This window comes from Adhaeribacter pallidiroseus, from assembly GCF_003340495.1.
Taxonomy (GTDB): Bacteria; Bacteroidota; Bacteroidia; order Cytophagales; family Hymenobacteraceae; genus Adhaeribacter; species Adhaeribacter pallidiroseus.
Genome location: NZ_QASA01000001.1, coordinates 3,385,613 through 3,404,432 on the forward strand (window position 1 = coordinate 3,385,613; position 18,820 = coordinate 3,404,432).

At 43.6% G+C, this 18,820-nt stretch carries 18 protein-coding genes; 13 read left to right on the top strand and 5 right to left on the bottom strand.

What is annotated here, in order from left to right:
• Positions 1-664 precede the first annotated feature (664 nt).
• Positions 665-1,456, bottom strand: a complete 792-nt coding sequence (locus tag AHMF7616_RS13465) for a M48 family metallopeptidase (protein ID WP_115373358.1) — start codon at positions 1,454-1,456, stop codon at positions 665-667.
• Positions 1,457-1,757: 301 nt separating this feature from the next.
• Here AHMF7616_RS13465 and AHMF7616_RS13470 point away from each other — a divergent pair, with 301 nt between their 5' ends.
• The 11 genes from AHMF7616_RS13470 to AHMF7616_RS13520 all read left to right on the top strand — a co-directional run bounded on the left by AHMF7616_RS13470 (position 1,758) and on the right by AHMF7616_RS13520 (position 13,321).
• Entirely contained in the window at positions 1,758-2,369 is a 612-nt protein-coding gene (locus tag AHMF7616_RS13470) for a fumarylacetoacetate hydrolase family protein (RefSeq protein ID WP_115373359.1), read from the top strand.
• Positions 2,356-4,254 carry a M23 family metallopeptidase gene (locus AHMF7616_RS13475; RefSeq protein WP_147275683.1) on the top strand — a complete coding sequence of 633 codons (1,899 nt, stop codon included), beginning with the start codon at positions 2,356-2,358 and terminating at the stop codon, positions 4,252-4,254. Before AHMF7616_RS13470 ends, AHMF7616_RS13475 begins: the two co-directional genes overlap by 14 nt.
• 81 nt (positions 4,255-4,335) lie before the next feature.
• Positions 4,336-4,797 carry a thioredoxin-dependent thiol peroxidase gene (gene bcp, locus AHMF7616_RS13480; RefSeq protein WP_115373361.1) on the top strand — a complete coding sequence of 154 codons (462 nt, stop codon included), beginning with the start codon at positions 4,336-4,338 and terminating at the stop codon, positions 4,795-4,797.
• 149 nt (positions 4,798-4,946) lie between these two features.
• Positions 4,947-5,804 carry a transketolase gene (locus tag AHMF7616_RS13485; protein ID WP_115373362.1) on the top strand — a complete coding sequence of 286 codons (858 nt, stop codon included), beginning with the start codon at positions 4,947-4,949 and terminating at the stop codon, positions 5,802-5,804.
• 153 nt (positions 5,805-5,957) lie between these two features.
• The gene (locus AHMF7616_RS13490) at positions 5,958-7,355 is read left to right on the top strand and encodes a vWA domain-containing protein (RefSeq protein WP_233507535.1); all 1,398 of its coding nucleotides are present in this window, start codon (positions 5,958-5,960) and stop codon (positions 7,353-7,355) included.
• A gap of 6 nt (positions 7,356-7,361) precedes the next feature.
• Positions 7,362-8,315, top strand: coding sequence for a transketolase family protein (locus AHMF7616_RS13495; protein WP_115373364.1), 954 nt, complete (start codon positions 7,362-7,364; stop codon positions 8,313-8,315).
• Between the two features lie 80 nt (positions 8,316-8,395).
• Entirely contained in the window at positions 8,396-8,935 is a 540-nt protein-coding gene (locus AHMF7616_RS13500) for an RNA polymerase sigma factor (RefSeq protein WP_115373365.1), read from the top strand.
• A gap of 30 nt (positions 8,936-8,965) precedes the next feature.
• Entirely contained in the window at positions 8,966-9,409 is a 444-nt protein-coding gene (locus AHMF7616_RS13505; protein WP_115373366.1) for a hypothetical protein, read from the top strand.
• Between the two features lie 4 nt (positions 9,410-9,413).
• The gene (locus AHMF7616_RS13510) at positions 9,414-9,893 is read left to right on the top strand and encodes a hypothetical protein (protein WP_115373367.1); all 480 of its coding nucleotides are present in this window, start codon (positions 9,414-9,416) and stop codon (positions 9,891-9,893) included.
• Between the two features lie 192 nt (positions 9,894-10,085).
• Positions 10,086-11,279, top strand: a complete 1,194-nt coding sequence (locus tag AHMF7616_RS13515) for an aspartate aminotransferase family protein (RefSeq protein ID WP_115373368.1) — start codon at positions 10,086-10,088, stop codon at positions 11,277-11,279.
• A 284-nt stretch (positions 11,280-11,563) separates the two neighbouring features.
• Complete coding sequence (locus AHMF7616_RS13520) at positions 11,564-13,321, top strand: SLC13 family permease (RefSeq protein ID WP_115373369.1); 1,758 nt, start codon at positions 11,564-11,566, stop codon at positions 13,319-13,321.
• An 89-nt stretch (positions 13,322-13,410) separates the two neighbouring features.
• Here AHMF7616_RS13520 and AHMF7616_RS13525 read toward each other — a convergent pair whose 3' ends face one another.
• Entirely contained in the window at positions 13,411-13,839 is a 429-nt protein-coding gene (locus AHMF7616_RS13525) for a TerB family tellurite resistance protein (protein WP_115373370.1), read from the bottom strand.
• Between the two features lie 334 nt (positions 13,840-14,173).
• Between AHMF7616_RS13525 and pfkA the strand changes: the two genes are divergently transcribed.
• Complete coding sequence (pfkA, locus tag AHMF7616_RS13530; RefSeq protein ID WP_115373371.1) at positions 14,174-15,145, top strand: 6-phosphofructokinase; 972 nt, start codon at positions 14,174-14,176, stop codon at positions 15,143-15,145.
• Between the two features lie 145 nt (positions 15,146-15,290).
• Here pfkA and miaA read toward each other — a convergent pair whose 3' ends face one another.
• The 3 genes from miaA to AHMF7616_RS13545 are packed head-to-tail and all read right to left on the bottom strand — an operon-like array spanning position 15,291 to position 17,298.
• Positions 15,291-16,217 carry a tRNA (adenosine(37)-N6)-dimethylallyltransferase MiaA gene (gene miaA, locus AHMF7616_RS13535; RefSeq protein WP_115373372.1) on the bottom strand — a complete coding sequence of 309 codons (927 nt, stop codon included), beginning with the start codon at positions 16,215-16,217 and terminating at the stop codon, positions 15,291-15,293.
• On the bottom strand, positions 16,178-16,513 hold the full coding sequence (locus tag AHMF7616_RS13540) for a glycosyltransferase family protein (RefSeq protein ID WP_115373373.1): 336 nt from the start codon (positions 16,511-16,513) through the stop codon (positions 16,178-16,180). Before AHMF7616_RS13540 ends, miaA begins: the two co-directional genes overlap by 40 nt.
• Positions 16,514-16,521: 8 nt before the next feature.
• Entirely contained in the window at positions 16,522-17,298 is a 777-nt protein-coding gene (locus tag AHMF7616_RS13545) for a glycosyltransferase (RefSeq protein ID WP_115373374.1), read from the bottom strand.
• Between the two features lie 170 nt (positions 17,299-17,468).
• Between AHMF7616_RS13545 and AHMF7616_RS13550 the strand changes: the two genes are divergently transcribed.
• Positions 17,469-18,800 (top strand): PAS domain-containing protein, encoded by a 1,332-nt coding sequence (locus AHMF7616_RS13550; protein WP_115373375.1) that lies wholly within the window; start codon positions 17,469-17,471, stop codon positions 18,798-18,800.
• Positions 18,801-18,820: the final 20 nt, after the last annotated feature.

The following is an 18,820-nucleotide window of genomic DNA, read 5'->3' on the forward strand; positions in this document are numbered from 1 at the left end:
GAAAGGTTTGAAAGTTAGAAAGTTGAAAGGTTTGAAAGGTTTGAAAGTTGAAAGGTTTGAAAGTTTAATAAAAATTTAAAAAATCAGGCTGGCGCTCGCGAAAGTTTAGATTTAGGATTAGGTTAACCACTTTTTCTCAGTCATTCAGGAGGAACCAATTTGGCTACGTAGCTAAATAGGTTCCTCCTGAATGACGCTCTTATCTATATTTTTATAATTTTGCTCGTTTGCTATGCAACAAGTAGCTTTAGCCAGGTGCAGAAAGTGACGCTAAACTGTTCTGTTGGTCAGCGAGTTTTTAGCGTCTTGCGTTTTTTTGGTTCTTTTTGTGTCAAGACAAAAAGAACAAATACACTAGCAATGAAACAACTTCACTCAACAATTAACGCTAAAGCCGCAGCTATGCAAACAATAATAAACTTGCAATACACATAAGCAATAACTGCTACTATGCGAACAAGTATTATGTACATAGCCAAATCTTAAAATTTTGTTATAGTCAATGGATCATCGACTAAATACTATTTCACTTTATCTGATTTTAACACCAGCGCCACAGTAAGAGCCGCTATCCAAAAGATTTTCTTCTTCATAATTTTAAAAAATTAAAAAAGCCTGGTTGTTTATACGCCACCAGGCTTTTGTTTTATGATTCAAATTTAAGTTATTTTTTATAATACTTCAAAGCCTCCGGCATATGTCTTTGGATATCCGCAATTCGGGTGGCATCCGAAGGGTGAGTAGACAGAAATTCCGGTGGCGCTTGCCCGTTTTTACCCGATGCCATTCTTTCCCAGAAAGAAATGGCTTGTTGCGGATCATAACCAGCCATAGCCATAAATATCAATCCCAGTTCATCGGCTTCCGATTCTTGCTTGCGGCCGTAAGCCAACATGCCTAACTGCGAACCAGCCCCGTAGGCCGTTAAAAATAAATTATTGGTTAAGCCGGGGTTAGAACCTAAAGCAGCTTGCAAAGTTGCGCCACCTAATTGCTGCAATAGCCCTTGGCTCATTCGCTCATCGCCGTGCTTGGCAATAGCGTGGGCTATTTCGTGCCCCATAACTACCGCTAAACCGGTTTCATCGCGGGCTACCGGTATTAACCCCGTATAAACCACTACTTTACCGCCCGGCATACACCAGGCATTTACTTGTTTATCTTGGATTAGATTAAACTCCCAGGCATATCCGGCCAATTGGTCGCTTAAATTATTCTGAGCCATGTATTGCTCTACCGCCCGTTGAATACGCCCGCCAACCCGTTTTACCATAGCGGTACTTTGCGAGTTATTAATAACCTGGGCCGTATCCAACACTTGCTTGTAAGAAGCATAACTCATTTGCTGCATTTCGGCGGCAGGAACTAAAGATAATTGCCGACGACCAGTAATAGGCACCGTAGCACAACCCATTACCATTAAAAAAGTACTGTACAAAAATATTTTTTTCAACATAAATTTTAGTGGATTAAGTAATAACTCTATCTCGTTTCTACAACGATGCATTATCTTATTTAAATACACACGTTGTATTTGCATGGTTAGTAAAGCACATTATATGCCAGTTGGCTTTATACGTTAAGGGAAGCCCGAAATGTTCTGCCCTTACTCTAGGTAAATACGCAATGTGGTATTCAAGTTAGCTGGTATTTAAACCGTCAGAGAAAAGCATTTATTTAAAATCTACCCCTATTTTTTTGAAGGAACCTTCTCTAAAAAAATTATTCAGCTAATTTTGAGTAAAACTACCTGCCGCATGAAAATACTTTGCATTGGCCGCAACTACGCCGACCACATTGCTGAACTGCACAACGAAATACCCGACGAACCAGTCATTTTTTTAAAACCCGATACGGCTCTGCTTAAAAACAACGACTCTTTTTACTATCCGGACTTTACCCAGGATATTCATCACGAACTGGAAATTATTCTGCGCATCAGCAAAGAAGGCAAAAACATTCAGCCCCAGTTTGCGGGAAATTACTTTGATGCCATTGGTTTAGGCATTGACTTTACCGCCCGCGATTTACAAAGTAAAGCCAAAAGCAAAGGTTTACCCTGGGACTTGGCCAAAGGTTTTAACGGCTCCGCACCAGTGTCCGAATTTTTGCCGCTCACGGATTACCCGGATTTAAAAAATATTAGTTTTACCTTGCGCCTGAACCAGGAAATAAAGCAACAAGGTAATACCAGCCTGATGCTGCATCCGTTCGAGAATATAATCAGCTACATTTCGCGGTTTATACTTTTAAAAAAAGGCGATATTATTTTTACGGGTACGCCCAAAGGAGTGGGCCCGGTGCAGGTAGGTGACCGTTTGGAAGCATTTTTAGAAGACCAAAAAGTTTTAGATTTTGAGATTAAGTAAGTTATTCCTGTTAAGTACGCTCTTTTGCTTGTTGTTTTCGGATGCCTTTGCCCAAAATCCTGAAGAAGCCGAGGGTTATTTTTTATTCCCGATTCATCCGGGCCGCCAGAATTTTTTATCGGGTAGCATGGGCGAAATCCGGCCGAACCATTTTCACGGCGGTATTGATATTAAAACCGATCAGGTTACCGGCTTACCGGTTTACGCGGCCGCGGATGGGTATATTTCTAAAATCGAGGTTTCCAGTTACGGGTACGGCTACATGTTGTACCTCACGCACCCGAATGGTTTAACCACTACTTACGGCCACCTCGAAAGCTTTGCGCCAGCCATTGCCCAGTACGTCCTGGAAATGCAATATGCCAAGCAAGCCTTCGACGTAAAATTAACGCCGGCTAAAGATCAGTTTGTTTTTAAACGGGGCGATATCATTGCTAAATCGGGTAATACCGGGGGCTCGGCCGGGCCGCATTTGCATTTTGAAGTGCGCGATGCTAAGAACAATTTGCAGAATCCTTTAAAGTACGGCTTTACCGAAATCCAGGATAACGTTGCTCCGGAGGTGGTATCGGTTGCGTTAAAAACCATGAGCATTGAATCGCGCATAAATCAGTTATTTGGTCGCCAGGTATTTCAAGCAATAAAAACCGGCTCCAATGCTTTTATTCTGAAAGATACCATCCGGGCAAATGGCTTATTGGGTCTGGAGTTTAACGCTTTTGACCGGTACACCGGCGCCTGGAATAAAAATGGCGTGCAACAGGTAGATGTTTTAATCGGCGGCAAACCGCATTACACCCATTTAATCGATAATGTTCCTTTTGATTACCAGCGCATGGTATCGTGGCACGTGAACTACGAAGTTCTAAAACTAACCGGCAAAGATTTCCAGAAATGCTACATCGACGATGGCAATACTTTGCCCTTATACAATACCGGTCCGCACAAAGGAAAATTAAAAATTAATCCCGGTGCTACCTATCCCGTTACCATGCAGTTCCAGGACTCTTACCACAACACCAGTACCTTGCAGTTTGTGATTCAGGGCGAAAAACCAATCGTAAACCATACCTTTGCCGCCACGGGCAAAAAAAAGCAGATTAGTTACGAAGTTGCCGAGGCTATTTTAAAAATTTCGGCCGCCGATACCGGCAGCACTCCCAAAAACATTAATTTATTTATCCGGAATAAGCGCTACGATTTAATTCCGAGCTACACGGTGCAGTCAACGGCGGTGTATTTATACGACTTACGCGGGGGCTTACCTGATTCTATGGTTTTTAATGGGTCTGCCCGAAAATTTAATTTCCGGCAAGCCATCCCAAACAACACCGATTATTCGTACGCCGATAACCACTTAGCCCTGCAATTTTATCCGTTTACCTTGTTCGACACGCTTTACCTGCGATCTAACTACGAGAACGGCGTCTGGACTCTGAACGATGTGACTACTCCCCTTTTCCAACCTTTAAAAGTAACCATTAAGCCTGAGGTGCCGGTAACCGATAAAACTACCGCGGGAGCGGTATGGTTGGGGTGGGGCAAGAGCCGGGCGTTCATCAACGGCGTCTGGAAAGACGATCAGTTTACGTTTACTACCCGCAACCTGGGCAAGTACACCATCATGAACGATACTAAACCGCCCATCGTACGGTTACTTTCCAAATCGGCGGCCCTGGTGCGGTTTAAAGTGGGTGATGATTTATCGGGCTTAGCTTCGTACCGGGCCGAAATTAACGGCCAATTTCTATTACTAAAGTACGAACATAAAGCCGCGCTGCTTTATTCCGAAAAGTTAGATAAATCGGTACCGTTAAAAGGCGATCTTACTTTATGGGTAAAAGATGCGGTAGGTCACGAGACTATCTTTCGTACAAAAATTTAAAAATTTCTATCCTTCTGATAAAAGAAGAAAATATTCCTGTATTATTGTAAAAAATACAATAAGTATTTTAATGTTAAAACGATGAATTTACAAATCGGCGACGAAGCCCCGGATTTTGCAATTCCGGACCAGGATGGCATTGTGCACAAACTATCCGATTACCAAGGTCGCAAGCTGGTTATTTACTTTTACCCCAAAGACGATACGCCGGGCTGCACCGCCCAGGCCTGCAACCTCCGCGATAATTATTACGACCTACGCCAAAAAGGCTACGAAGTAATCGGCGTAAGCGTAGATGATGAAAAGTCGCACCAGAAGTTTATTAAAAAATTTGAACTACCCTTCACGCTACTATCCGACACCGACCATAAAATGGTAGAAGCTTATGGTGTTTGGCAGGAAAAAAGCATGTACGGCCGCAAATACATGGGCACCATGCGCTACACCTTTATCATCGACGAAAAAGGCATCATCCAGGACATCATCACCAAAGTAGACACCAAAGACCACGCGAGCCAGCTTGCTGGCTCGCGTGCTAGTTAAAAGTTATGAGTTATAAATTATGAGTTTAGATCAGTAAATAAGTTTTGCATAAACTTTCTTACTTCTACCTAAACTACATCAACTATATAACTTTTCAACCTTCAAACTAGCAACTCATAACTCATAACTTTCAACTCTTAACTCTTAAAATGAACCCCTTTAACAAGAATAAAGAAGAATTAAAAACCCTCGCGGCACAGGTACGTCGGGATATTTTACGGATGGTGCACGCCGTAAACTCCGGACACCCGGGTGGTTCGTTGGGTTGTACCGAGTTTTTTGTATCGCTTTATTTTAAAATTCTGGATCACAATCCGGATTTTAACATGAGCGGCGCCAACGAGGATATTTTCTTTTTATCCAACGGCCATATATCAGCTGCTTGGTACAGCGTTTTAGCCCGGTCCGGGTATTTTGAAGTAAGTGAGTTAGCTACTTTCCGGAAGATTAATTCGCGCTTACAAGGTCACCCGGCCACGCACGAGCATTTACCCGGCATACGCATTGCCTCTGGTTCTTTAGGGCAAGGTTTATCGGTTGCAACGGGGGCGGCACAGGCTAAAAAACTAAACGGCGACGATAAATTAGTATACGTGTTGATGGGCGACGGCGAATTAGACGAAGGCCAGATTTGGGAAGCCGCCATGTACGCCCCGCACCACAAAGTAGATAACTTAATTGCCACCGTAGATTACAACGGCCAGCAGATCGACGGCCCCACGGATGCTATTATGAACCTGGGTAACCTGCGGGCCAAGTGGGAAGCCTTTGGCTGGAAAGTTTTAAACTGCCCGGATGGCAATAATTTCGATGAATTACTACCAGTTCTGGAAGAAGCCAAATCGCTAACGGGTAAGGGCCAGCCGATTATTATCTTAATGAATACGCAAATGGGCTTTGGCGTGGACTTTATGATGGGTTCGCACAAATGGCACGGCGTGGCGCCGAACGATGCCCAGTTACAAGAAGCCTTGTTGCAATTAAAAGAAGCTCAAGACGATTATTAATTTTAAAAAATTACTTCCTTAAAAGAAACTTCCTTTATCCGGCAGATCAGGAAGTTTGCTTAAAAGGAATAATGCAATACCATTACACGCATTGCTTTGAATGGGTTTTATAGCATCCTTTTTCTAAAAATTTAAAAAATCCAGATTAGTTCTTTGAAAGTAGCGGTCAAAATAGGGTTAGTCATGAGTTTGCTCCTGATAATGCATCCGTGGAGTTACGGCCAGACTGCCCTTAAAAAACCCGAACCAATAAAGAAAACCCGAATTTTGTTTTTGCTCGATGGCTCCGGCAGTATGCTGGCGAAGTGGGAAAGCAGCGACCGCATGAAAGTGGCAAAAGTGCTGCTCTCTAAGTTAGTAGATTCGCTGGCTCAATACGAAAACCTGGAACTCGCCTTGCGGGTATACGGGCATCAGTTCGACAAAGAAAAAAACAACTGCACGGATTCGCGGCTGGAAGTAGCTTTTAAAGAAGGGAACGAAGAACAAATTAAAACCCGACTCAAGCAAATTGTGCCGCGAGGAAATACGCCCATTACTTATTCTCTGGAGCAAGCCGCCAAAGATTTTCCGGTTGATAAAAACGCCCGGAACGTATTGATTTTGATTACGGATGGTTTAGAATCCTGCGGCGGAGATCCCTGCGCTACGGCTAAAGCGCTCCAGAAAAAACGCATTTTTTTAAAACCCTTTGTCATTGGTATTGGCATCGAAAAACAATTTGTGCCGGAATTAGCCTGCATGGGACAATACTTTAACGCCGCCGATATTAGCTCGTTCCGGAAGGTACTGGATAACGTGGTAAAAATGGCGCTGAGCAAAACTACGGTGTCGGTGGAGTTAAAAGACGAACAAGGCAAACCGGTAGAAACCAACGTAAACCTGACATTTATTAATAATGTAACCGAAGAACCCGAGTACAACTACGTGCATTACTTATCGGCCGCCGGTAAAACCGACGTACTGGATATTGATGCTTTGTTGAGTTACGATTTAGTAGTAAATACCGTACCACCCGTTGTGTTAAAAGACTTAGATATTAAGCCGGGCGAACACAATGTATTTTCGGCTAAAACGCCGCAAGGCACTTTATATTTACGGCAAGATGCCGTATCACCGTTTGATGTTACGGAGGCTATTGTCCGGGAAAATAATTCTAAAAACACGCTGGTCGCTTTGCGTTTTGGGAGCCGGCAAAAGTTACTGGCGGGCACATACGATCTGGAATTACTCACTTTACCGCGCATTTATTTAAACAACGTGGAGATAAAGCAGGGCCAAACCAATACCATTACTTTTCCGCCAGCGGGTTTATTAAATATTCCCACGGAACTGCAAGGTTTTGGCAGTCTGTACGTGCTGGAAAAAGACGGCAGCCAGCGCTGGATTTACAATTTACCCGAAAGCAACAGCCGCATTAATTTACCTTTACAGCCCGGTCAGTACCGCTTGGTTTATCGCACCAAAACCGCCAATGCGAGTAAGTTTACCGACGTGCAAAATTTTGAAATAAAATCTGCCGCCACCACCACCATTAAACTATTTCGCTAAATAATAATGAAAGACTTTCCTTACACCGAATCTAAAGATACCCGCTCCGGTTTCGGTGCCGGTTTACACGAATTAGGCAAAACCAACCCCAATGTGGTAGCCCTTTGCGCCGATTTAACGGGTTCTTTAAAAATGGACGCCTTTAAAAAAGATTTTCCGGAACGTTTCTTCCAGGTAGGTATCGCCGAAGCCAACATGATTGGTTTGGCCGCCGGGATGACTATTGGCGGTAAAATTCCGTTTACCGGTACTTTTGCTAACTTTTCGACGGGCCGGGTTTACGACCAAATTCGTCAATCGGTGGCTTATTCCGGTAAAAACGTAAAAATCTGCGCGTCGCACGCTGGCTTAACATTAGGCGAAGATGGCGCTACCCACCAGATTCTGGAAGACGTGGGCATGATGCGCATGCTGCCGCACATGACCGTAATCAATCCTTGCGATTTTAACCAAACCAAAGCCGCTACTATCGCTATTGCGGAGTACGAAGGTCCGGTTTATTTGCGCTTTGGCCGCCCGGTAGTACCTAACTTTACCCCCGCCGATCAGAAATTTGAAATTGGCAAAGCCGTTGTTTTAAACGAAGGCGCTGATGTAAGTATATTCGCTACCGGCCATTTGGTTTGGAAAGCCATTTTGGCGGGCAAGCTGCTAGCGGAGCAAGGCATCGACGCCGAAATAATAAATATCCACACCATTAAACCTTTAGACGAAGCAGCAGTCTTAGCATCGGTGAGCAAAACGCGTTGCGTAGTAACCGCTGAAGAACATCAATTGAATGGCGGCTTAGGAGACAGCATTGCGCAGCTATTAGCCCGGAAAATGCCTTTGCCGATCGAAATGGTGGGAGTACACGATTCTTTCGGGGAAAGCGCTACTCCCGACCAGCTAATGGAAAAATACGGTTTAACCGAATCGGCCATTGTACAAGCCGTGCAAACCGTAATGGCCCGTAAGTAGTTGTTAGTTATTGGTTGTTGGTTGCCGGAAAAAAGCAAACTACTCTGACAACTAACAACCAATAACCGATAACTAAATATTTGGAAGACCAGGAAATACTTGAAAAATTCAAAAATCCCGATTCCCGTAATTGGGCTTTTAACCAGTTGGTGCGCCAATACCAGCAAAAAGTATATTGGCACGTCCGGAAAATGGTCATTGACCACGACGAAGCCGATGATTTAACCCAGGAAGTTTTTATTAAAGTCTGGAAACATCTTCTGGACTTCCGGCAAGACGCCCAGCTGTATACCTGGATTTACCGCATTGCCACCAACGAATGCCTGAACTTTTTAAAATCTAAAAAACGCCGGTTCTTTTTACCCATCAACGACATCACAGAAGAACTATCGCAAAAGATAGACGCCAACGTGGGTCCGGATGCCGACGAAATTCAGTTGAAACTGCAAAAAGCTTTGTTAAAATTACCCGATAAGCAACGGCTGGTTTTTAACATGCGCTACTACGACGAATTAAAATACGAAGAAATAGCCGAAATTCTGGGTACATCGGTGGGTGCCTTAAAAGCCTCGTACCACCACGCCGCAAAAAAAATTGAAGATTTTCTGACCAACACTTAAACCTTCGGGTGCGAACTCTATCTAAAAAGCATGAAACAAAAATTTGACCTGGACGATATTCCGAAAGCCAAACTGTACCGGGTGCCGGATGATTATTTTCAGAAACTACCGCAAGTAGTCATGAACCGGGTTGCGGCCCCACCCCAAGCGCCGGTAAGTTCCTGGTGGAGCAAGCTAGCCTATTCGTACCGCGCGGGTTTAACCAGTATCTTATTAATCATCAGTTTTATAGCGGCTTTTCAGTTTTCACCCTTGCCGGTTGCGCCTGATTTAAAATTAACTCCCGGTTTAGCTAACATTAACCAGCAGGAAGCTTTGGAATACGTTTTGGTGCAGGATAACATTGATAATGCCGATTTAGCAGAATTAAGTATAACCGATACGGATGTTTCGGCAGACTTTATAAACGCAACCCATACAGACATACTGGAAACGGTAGACGAACAACAATTAGAAGACGTTTATTTTAATTAAAAGAATGAAATTTAAAAATTTAATTTTTACAATACTATTATTTTTTACCACCGTACTGGCCCAGGCGCAATCAAACCGTGGCCCCGGAGAGCATAACGACGAGCAGCGGCAAGAACGAATGGATAAAATTAAAAATGCCAAAATTGCTTACCTCACCGATAAATTACAGCTTTCTACGGAGCAGGCGCAAAAATTTTGGCCGGTTTATAACACCTACGAAGCCGACCGCCGGCAAGCGCATGTCCGTCCTAGGATTATGAAAGAAGCCAACCTGGAGGCAATGTCGGAGTCGCAATTGCGGGAAGCGATTAACGAAATGCACACCGTACGCCAAAACGAGTTAAACGTTGAAAAGCAATACGTCGATAAATTCCTGAAAGTGATTTCGGTAAAGCAATTGGCCACGTTGTACCGGAGTGAGCGGGAGTTTACCCGGGTACTCCTTAAAAAGTTAGATGACCAGCGCCCCATTGGCCGCAGATAGTTTCTAAAATACCTGTTTTCCTGTTTCCTGTTTTGTTTACCCGCCCGGCTTTTAGCACAAGCCGGGCTTTTTTATGTTCTTTGCCGTAAACTTGCGTAACCGGGTTTCCTATTTCGCTAGAAACCCATCAGGTTAATTAAATGTAAAAAATGTCCGTGGTCCGTCGACCATGGACTATGAACTAATCACAATATGCTCTCACAAAGGCAATTATTTTTAAAATATCAAGCCCAAACCACCGATTTTCCCTTGCTCCTGGAGGTAGAACGGGCCGAAGGCGTTTACATGTACGGCCCCAACGGCGAACGCTACCTGGATTTAATTTCCGGCATTGGCGTGAGTAACGTGGGCCACCGGCACCCCGAAGTTATTGCGGCTATTCATAAACAACTAGATAAATACCTGCACTTAATGGTGTACGGCGAAGTGGTGCAAGGCCCACAGGTACAGTTATCGGCGCAACTGGTAAAAACGTTACCATCGCATTTAAATAATGTTTACCTGGTAAACTCCGGTTCCGAGGCTGTGGAAGGCGCGTTAAAACTAGCTAAACGTTATACTGGCCGCACCGAACTTATTTCGTTTAACAATGCCTATCACGGCTCCACGCACGGGTCTTTGTCGCTCAACGGCTCCGAAAATTTTAAAAATGCCTTCCGGCCCTTATTGCCCGATGTGCGCCAGATTCAGCATAACTCCTTACCCGATCTGGAAAACATTACCACGCGAACTGCCGCCGTTATTTTGGAAACCGTGCAGGGCGAAGCCGGCGTACGTTTACCGGCATTGGGTTATTTAACTACTTTACGCGAACGGTGCCATCAAACCGGTACCTTATTAATTCTGGATGAAATTCAGGCGGGTTTCGGACGAACCGGTACTTTCTGGGCTTTCGAGCAATTTGGCATTGAGCCCGATATGCTGGTTTGCGCCAAAGGGATGGGTGGCGGTATGCCCATTGGCGCCTTCATTGCTTCGCAGGAAGTGATGGGTAGTTTAAAAAACGATCCTTTGCTCGGCCATATTACCACTTTTGGCGGCCATCCGGTTTCCTGCGCGGCGTCGCTGGCTACTCTGCAAGTTTTACAAAACAGTGATTTACTAGCGCAAGTACCCGCTAAAGCCAATTTGTTCCGGCAATTACTGGTTCATCCTTGCATAAAATCTATCCGCAACTGTGGTTTATTAATGGCCGCCGAGTTTGAGTCGTTTGCCGTACTAAAACCCGTTATCGACCGGGCTATCCTAAATGGCGTGTTAACCGATTGGTTTTTATTTTGCGATAATTCTATGCGCATTGCGCCGCCTTTAACCATAACCGAAGCAGAAATCACCGCAGCTTGCCAGATTATTCTAAAATCCATTAAGGAAGTATTTCCGCAATAAAATTTTAAAAAAATCAAATTCTAGTCCGGCTTTACTGGTCTACCGGAATTACTATTGTTAAAGCAGTTCAGTTTGCAACCAATAATCCATCACTAGTAACTCAATTTTTTAAATTTTAAACCTAGGGCTGGTATTTTAAGCAGTACTCCAACAAACTTTTAAATTAGTAGTAAAAGGGTAGGCTCACTCGCTCGGGTCAGCGCCTTTTACCCGGTAATTTTTAAAATTTTTAAATACCGGAGGTAGATTTAAATTGTCCGAATTTTCTTCTTGGTTACTATTCTATGGAAATAGTTATTGTATTGGGTTTACTCCTGATTGCCATTGTTCTGTTTGCTACCGAAAAGATTTCCGTAGATATCGTTACGCTATTAATGCTGATTATTCTGTGCGCTACCCGCATTATTACCCCCGAAGAAGCTTTTGCCGGCTTTAGCAGCGATTTTATTGTGATTATTGCTTCGGTTTTTGTGCTCAGCGCCGCCCTGGAAGAAACCGGTATTCTGGATTTTGTAATTGTAAAACTGGTGCGCGTAGCCGGTAAAAACGCTGGGTTTATGCTCTTTCTGGTAATGGCTATCGCCGGCAGTATCTCGGCTTTTATGAACAATACCACCGTTACCGCCATGTTCGTAACGCCTTTGGTTTCGCTCTCGCGGCAAATAAAAACGAGTAGTTCCAAACTGCTTATGCCGCTGGCTTATGCTTCTATTTTGGGCGGCACCTGTACGTTAATCGGCACGTCTACCAACGTAGCGGTAAGCGGTTACATTGATAAAGTTGGCTTAGAACCAGTGGGCTTATTCGAGATTACGCCCATCGGCCTTGTTATTTTTGCGGTTGGTCTGGTGTATATGATGACGATTGGGCGGAAAATGCTACCTGATCATCAGGATCACGGCTTAACCGAAGAATATAAAATTCAGAAATACATCACCGAAGTGGTGGTCATGGAAGAATCGCCTTTGGTGGGCCAAATAGCTTATTCCTCCGATCTGGCGAAGCAAAAATTTAAAATTTTAAACATCATCCGCAACAAAGAAAAGTTTTTACCCGATCACCGGACGCGCATCCGGGCCAACGATATTATTCTGGTTGAAGGGGAAAAAGATGATCTGATCAAAATAAAAGAAACCAAGGGCGTAGAAATTATGGCCGATGTTATTCTGGAAGAAGCCTTACAAAGCGAAGACATCCGACTGGCTGAAATCCTGATCACTGCGCATTCTGATATGATCCGGCAGTCGATTAAAGAAGTGGATTTTCAACGCCGCTACGGCTTAGTGGTGCTGGCTATTTCGCGGCAAGGCGAATCTATCCGCACTAAAATTGGCGCTGTACGCTTAAAACTCGGCGATTTGTTGCTGGTGCAAGGTTCGGCGCAACGCTTAAGCTACTTAAGTTCCACGCAACACTTAGCGGTGCTCGATGCTTTTACTCCGGTTTTGTTTAAAAAGCAAAAAGGACTTATTACGGTAAGCTGCTTTTTACTTGCCATTTTAATAGGATCTTTGGGGCTATTACCTTTATCGATTAGTTTTTTAACGGCCGCAGTCATTAGTATTTTGCTCAAGTGCATTAATACCGATAAAGCGTACAGTGCTATTGATTGGCGATTATTAATCTTAATTGGCGGTATGACCGCTTTTGGTACCGCCATGGAACGATCCGGAGCCGCTACTTTTTTAGCGCAGAACATTGTGTCGTGGCTTAAACCGTTTGGCACCACGGGCATATTAGCCGGCTTTGTTTTTCTAACGGTATTTCTAACCCAACCTATGTCTAACGCGGCAGCAGCTTTGGTAATTGTGCCGGTAGCTTTACAAACTGCCGCTACCTTAGGGGCTAATCCGCGATCGTTTGCCATTGCTATCATGCTGGCCGCTTCCGTTTCTTTGGTAACGCCTTTTGAGCCGTCGTGTATTCTGGTTTATGGTCCGGGCAAATATAAGTTTAATGATTTTTTGCGCATTGGTTCCGGACTAACGCTGCTGTTAGTAGTAATTATTTTAACGATGGTTCCGATGTTCTGGCCATTATAAAACCAATCCGAGCGGTAAACGCGGGGAACAACCAGGAATAAAAACTTTGGTTAATGACTAAGCAGCACCCATTTTTAAAAAATCAGTACTCAGGATTCCAGAAAGGCTTGCGATTCTTGCTTAATATGCTCCCGCGACTGACCGTCTTTTACCCCTAAAGAGATATTCCGGACTAAAACGCCCACAATGGCTTTTTTAAAACCTAACTTCTCGGCCATTTCCACGCAGAAATCCATTTCGTTATCATCCACAATTCCATCGGCCAGCATCATTTCCACTAAGTCGTATATTTGATCAAACCGCTCTGAATCATTAGCGGGCATTTCGAACTTAACCGCATTGGCATTGGCCAATAAGGAGCGGACCTCTTCTTGCTTTAAACCGTTTTTCTTACCAATGGCGATAATATAATTCATTTCTGCCGAATCTACGTGACCATCAATCTTGGCGAGGGCACCTAGGTTTAGAATATGACTCTTAATTCGTTTTATTTGCTCACTTTCAAAAAAGCTAAACATATCTTACAATATAGGTTTGGGATCAGGGCTGTATTACTATTTTACTAATCTAACAAAAAAAACATACATAAATTATCCGGATAATCTTATTTTTTAAATTTTTCCGGATCAGAAAGGCATGTGCCGGGAGTTACTTCGTATACGCAAGTTCTTTTTATTGGTAGCCACTATTAAATACTATTTTTTGCAATTTTTCTAAGGCAAAAATCCTGTATATCTCTTTGAACAACAACAAACTAGGCTGACCATTGCCAAATTTTACTTAAAAACTACTAAGTAACTACGCATATTCACAAACTTAATTAGTTAATTTGCCGCCTTAACCAATTTAGCCATGAAACGCATTGCAGTTTTAACTTCCGGAGGAGATTCCCCCGGCATGAATGCTTGTATCCGAGCAGTCGTCCGAACGGCTATTTATTACGGGGTGGAGGTATTTGGTATTCGTAAAGGATACAATGGCCTGATTAAGGGAGATTTAATCAAAATGGAATCTTCTTCGGTTAGTAATACTATTCAGAAAGGCGGTACTATTCTTAAATCGGCCCGCAGCCAGGATTTTATGACTTCCGAAGGGCGGCAGCAGGCCTTTGAACATTTAAAAAAACACGATATAGAAGGCTTAGTCGCAATTGGCGGTAATGGCACTTTTACCGGCGCTACCTTATTTCACGAAGAATTTGGTATTCCGATTGTAGGTGCTCCGGGAACTATTGATAATGATTTGTACGGCACCGATTATACCATTGGCTACGATACCGCGGTAAATACCGCCCTGGATGCTATTGATAAAATTCGCGATACCGCCGACAGCCACGAGCGGGTGTTTTTCGTGGAAGTAATGGGTCGGGATTCGGGATATATTGCCATGCCTTGTGCCATTGGCGGCGGCGCCGAAATCGTGCTCATCCCGGAAACAAAAACTACCATTCCGGATGTAATTTCTACGTTGCAAAATGGTTGGAGCCGTTCGAAAACTTCCTTTATTATTGTGGTGGCCGAAGGCGACGAAGAAGGCAACGCTACCGAAATTGCGGCCCGCGTGAAAGAAGCTATTCCGCAAATGGACGCCCGGGTTACGATTCTGGGCCACGTACAACGGGGCGGCTCCCCTACAGCCGCCGACCGGTTACTCGCCAGCCAGATAGGTATTGCCTGCGTAGAAGGATTGCTCAACGGCAAAAAAGACGTGATGGCCGGTTTTGTAAACAACCGCTTAGTTTATACTCCTTTTAAAGACACGATTACCAAAAAGAAAATTATCAACCAACGCTTCGTGCGCATGGTTGAAATTTTGAGTGTTTAGTGAGTTAGAAAGTTGAAAGGTTGGAATGTTGAAAGATTGAAACTTTGGTAAATTTTTAAAATTTTGCTTTTAACCATCTTTACCAAGTACAAAAATGCTTTTTGTTTGGAAAAAGACAGACTACAACTTTTAAATAACAAACCTTTCAACTCATCCTTTGCTCGATGAATTGTAGCAAGGCTTCCCATTCCTGCGGGTGAAACCAGGTAAAATCGTTGTTTTTCGTAAACCAGGTGAGTTGGCGTTTGGCGTAGCGGCGGCTGTTGCGTTTTAATAAGCGCACGGCTTCTTCCCAATCGTATTTACCCTCCAGATAGGCAAACAGCTCCTGGTAGCCTACGGTTTGGAGTGCATTATGGGCTTTGTAAGGTTCCAGTTGTTTAACTTCCGGCAGTAAACCGGCTTCTAGCATGTGGTCTATCCGACGATCAATGCGGTGGTACAACTCTGAACGTTCGCGATTTAAACCAATTCTTAAAATCTGAAAAGGGCGCTCTATGGCCTGCTTCTTTCGGAAGGTTGAATAAGGCTGGTTAGTAGCTAAAGTCACTTCTAAAGCACGAATTACCCGCTGCGCATTTGCCCGATCTACCTGGTTATAATAAACCGGATCCAGTTGCTGCAGTTGCTGCAATAAAGCCTCTAAGCCTTGTTCCTGTTTTTGTAAATTTAATTTTTCCCGGATAGCGGCCGGTACTTCCGGCATTTCATCCATTCCTTCCAGCACCGCCCGCACGTACAGTCCGGAACCACCCGTTAGTATCACGCAAGTATGTTCTAGAAACAGCTGATTTAATAACCGCAGTACGTCTTGTTCGTAGGTGCCGGCGTTGTATTCTTGGGTAATAGTATGCGAATTAATAAAATAATGCGGCACTCCTTGCATTTCCGCGGGAGTAGGTTTAGCGGTACCAATGGTCATTTCGCGGTAAAACTGCCGGGAGTCGGCGGAAACAATTACGGTTTGGTAATGCTGCGCTAACCGGATGCTTAACTCGGTTTTACCTACAGCCGTGGGCCCCACCAGAACAATTAATGCATTTTTTTTAATTTTTTTTGTTTCGGATCCCATATTTTTCGGTAAAATGTCAGGAGTTTTGGCTCTTCTATTTGCCAATTCCATTTTTGGCGGGCAACCAAGCAATTTTGCACCAGTTTATCATAATAGGCCGCATCTCCTATTAAATGATTTATAGCACCCGCAATAGCCTCCGGGTTAAGCGGTACCACTTCGGCTACCTGGTACTCGGTGTTCAAACGTTGGTATTCCGGGAAATCTACTATTAACTGCGGAACAGCGGCATGCACGTAATCAAAAAACTTATTACCTAAGGAATAATAATAACTCAGTCCCCGGTTTTCGAGCAAATTTATACCTAAAAAAGCTTCTTGTGTAATTTTTTTAATTCTTCGGGTCGAACATAACCTGTAAAAATTACTTTATCGGTTAGGTGCAGCTCTTTCGTTTTTTGTTTTAATGCCGCATACACGTCGCCTTTTCCGCAGAGTATCAATTTCCGGTTCACAAAAACCATGGCCTGCAGCAAGGCTTCTAATCCGCGGCCTTCATTTATAGCTCCTTGATACAAAAGATACTCCCTGGAGGCTGGAGCCAGTATTTTTAAATCTGGATCTAAAACAGTAAAATTCTGAATTACCGCAAAAGGTACCTGGTATTTCGTGTAAAACAATTGCGCCAAAGCATGATTTACGGTGTAAGCAAAACGCGTACGCGCCAGTATAAACTGCTCGATGGTTAACCATATTTTTTTAATTTTAGGACGGTTTACCACTTCTACTACTTCCGGAAAATACTCATGTGCGTCGTAAACAAAAGGTTTTCGGCTTAGCTTGGCTTTAAAAAATACCGGCAAGGCGGTGTCCAGGTCTACGGCTACGTACGCATCAAAAGTTCGGAATAATAAATACCAGAAAATACGGATTGTATATTCCAGATAAAACAACTTACCTTTATTAAAAAAGCAGGATAGCCGGTGTTGCAGGTAGCTGCGCGGTAAAAGCGGCTGCGATTCGGGCCACGTGCGACCCACCAGTAAAACAGCATACCCGGCCTGCGCCAACGTGGTACAAATACGTTGCATGCGCTGGTCATAATTCAGGTCCGTAGTTACGGCAAAAAAAATATTTTTCATTCATCTTAACTAAGTGCAATTGATTTCTAAGATATATGCACGCATATCACTAATATTAATGCTACAGCTTAGAAAGTTAAATTAATTTTTATAAATTATTATTTATTTCGTAGCACCTTAGTAGCGCTAACTACGTTCCGAATAATTTACAGGCTTATTGTTTGTTGCACATGCCGACCAAAGAAAATCAAATTACCCAGTTAAACGATATTGTTGCCCTGGCCGAACAAGTTTTAACCATAGCGGCTGCGGTAACTGCCCCAAAATCGATTCTTTTCATTTGCCTTCCTAACGGAACCATTCTGGCGCAAAACGAGAATGCCAGCTTCCTATCAGCTCCGGATAAAAACTTCCGGGAGTCTACCAATGTTCTTAAACTTATTACGGATAGTACCCCTGCCTTAACGGATGTTTGGAATACCTTGCCTGCTTTTCTGCCAGTAAATGGCTTCTTACGGGTTAAAATAAACACGGCACCTGCCAGTAGCTATACTTACCAAGTTTCTTCGTTGTTTTTAGAGGGGCAAGAATTTAAAATCTTACGGTTAAATTTAGCCGCACCAAACTCAGAAAAGCAGACGTATCAACTTGATAAAAGCATTGCGGCGGCCCCTAGCCCCGAAAAAGCAGATAAAGAATTAAAAATTAGCGACGCGGAAGAAAAATATGTTGCTCTTTTTGAAAACATTCAGGATGCTGTTTTATTACTAAAAAACAAACTTATTGTAGCGTGTAACCAAGCAGCGGCGGCCTTGTTTAACAGTGCTAAAAAGGAATTGATTAATGCCCCGCTGTGGAAATTTTTACCTACGCAATATACCGGAGTTTTCTCAGGCGAGCATCAAACCCGCCAGACGAAAGCCTACGCCATTATAGAAAAAGAATTAGTACCCGGGCAAACCGAAAAAATCGATTGGAAAATACTGCAACCGGATGGTTCGGAAATGGACCTGGAGATTACAGTTCTGGTTACTTTTTTAAATAATCAATCGTACCGGCAGATTATTATTCGGAATGTAACCGCCACGAAGCAGGCTGTTGCTTCGCCCGACCGCGAAGTAATATGGCACGAATCGGTGAAGCACTTCCGCGATTTTCTGGGTAGAATAGAAATGGCCTATATCAGCTTAGATGTAGAAGGCACCATTACCTATGTAAACAATTATTTTTTAGAATACACCAATTATAACCGGGAAGAAGTTATCGGGCTCAACTTTTTTGACGCTTTTGTACCCGAACCGGAACGCGAAGAACGGCGGCAGAACTTCTTCGAAATGATTCGCTCCAAAATCATAACCAGCTACAACGAACGGGATATTGAAACTAAATCCGGGATGGTGAAAACCTTGCGTTGGCAGCGTATGTTTGATTTTGACCCCGACGGCCGCGTGATAGGCGTTACGCACCTGGGCCGCGATGTAACCGACAAGAAAATAGCCATGGAAGCGCTTAAAGACAATAAAAGCCGCTTACAGGATATTTTGATAATGCCCACGATTTAATTCAAAATATTTCGATTGAT

Excerpts from the sequence above, each read along its gene's own strand:
- AHMF7616_RS13510 (WP_115373367.1), top strand. The coding sequence starts at position 9,414 with ATGAAATTTAAAAATTTAATTTTTACAATACTATTATTTTTTACCACC.
- AHMF7616_RS13525 (WP_115373370.1), bottom strand. The coding sequence starts at position 13,839 with ATGTTTAGCTTTTTTGAAAGTGAGCAAATAAAACGAATTAAGAGTCAT.
- AHMF7616_RS13470 (WP_115373359.1), top strand. The coding sequence starts at position 1,758 with ATGAAAATACTTTGCATTGGCCGCAACTACGCCGACCACATTGCTGAA.
- AHMF7616_RS13485 (WP_115373362.1), top strand. The coding sequence starts at position 4,947 with ATGAACCCCTTTAACAAGAATAAAGAAGAATTAAAAACCCTCGCGGCA.
- AHMF7616_RS13550 (WP_115373375.1), top strand. The coding sequence starts at position 17,469 with ATGCCGACCAAAGAAAATCAAATTACCCAGTTAAACGATATTGTTGCC.
- pfkA (WP_115373371.1), top strand. The coding sequence starts at position 14,174 with ATGAAACGCATTGCAGTTTTAACTTCCGGAGGAGATTCCCCCGGCATG.
- miaA (WP_115373372.1), bottom strand. The coding sequence starts at position 16,217 with ATGGGATCCGAAACAAAAAAAATTAAAAAAAATGCATTAATTGTTCTG.
- AHMF7616_RS13495 (WP_115373364.1), top strand. The coding sequence starts at position 7,362 with ATGAAAGACTTTCCTTACACCGAATCTAAAGATACCCGCTCCGGTTTC.
- AHMF7616_RS13515 (WP_115373368.1), top strand. The coding sequence starts at position 10,086 with ATGCTCTCACAAAGGCAATTATTTTTAAAATATCAAGCCCAAACCACC.
- AHMF7616_RS13545 (WP_115373374.1), bottom strand. The coding sequence starts at position 17,298 with ATGAAAAATATTTTTTTTGCCGTAACTACGGACCTGAATTATGACCAG.
- AHMF7616_RS13520 (WP_115373369.1), top strand. The coding sequence starts at position 11,564 with ATGGAAATAGTTATTGTATTGGGTTTACTCCTGATTGCCATTGTTCTG.
- AHMF7616_RS13505 (WP_115373366.1), top strand. The coding sequence starts at position 8,966 with ATGAAACAAAAATTTGACCTGGACGATATTCCGAAAGCCAAACTGTAC.
- bcp (WP_115373361.1), top strand. The coding sequence starts at position 4,336 with ATGAATTTACAAATCGGCGACGAAGCCCCGGATTTTGCAATTCCGGAC.
- AHMF7616_RS13465 (WP_115373358.1), bottom strand. The coding sequence starts at position 1,456 with ATGTTGAAAAAAATATTTTTGTACAGTACTTTTTTAATGGTAATGGGT.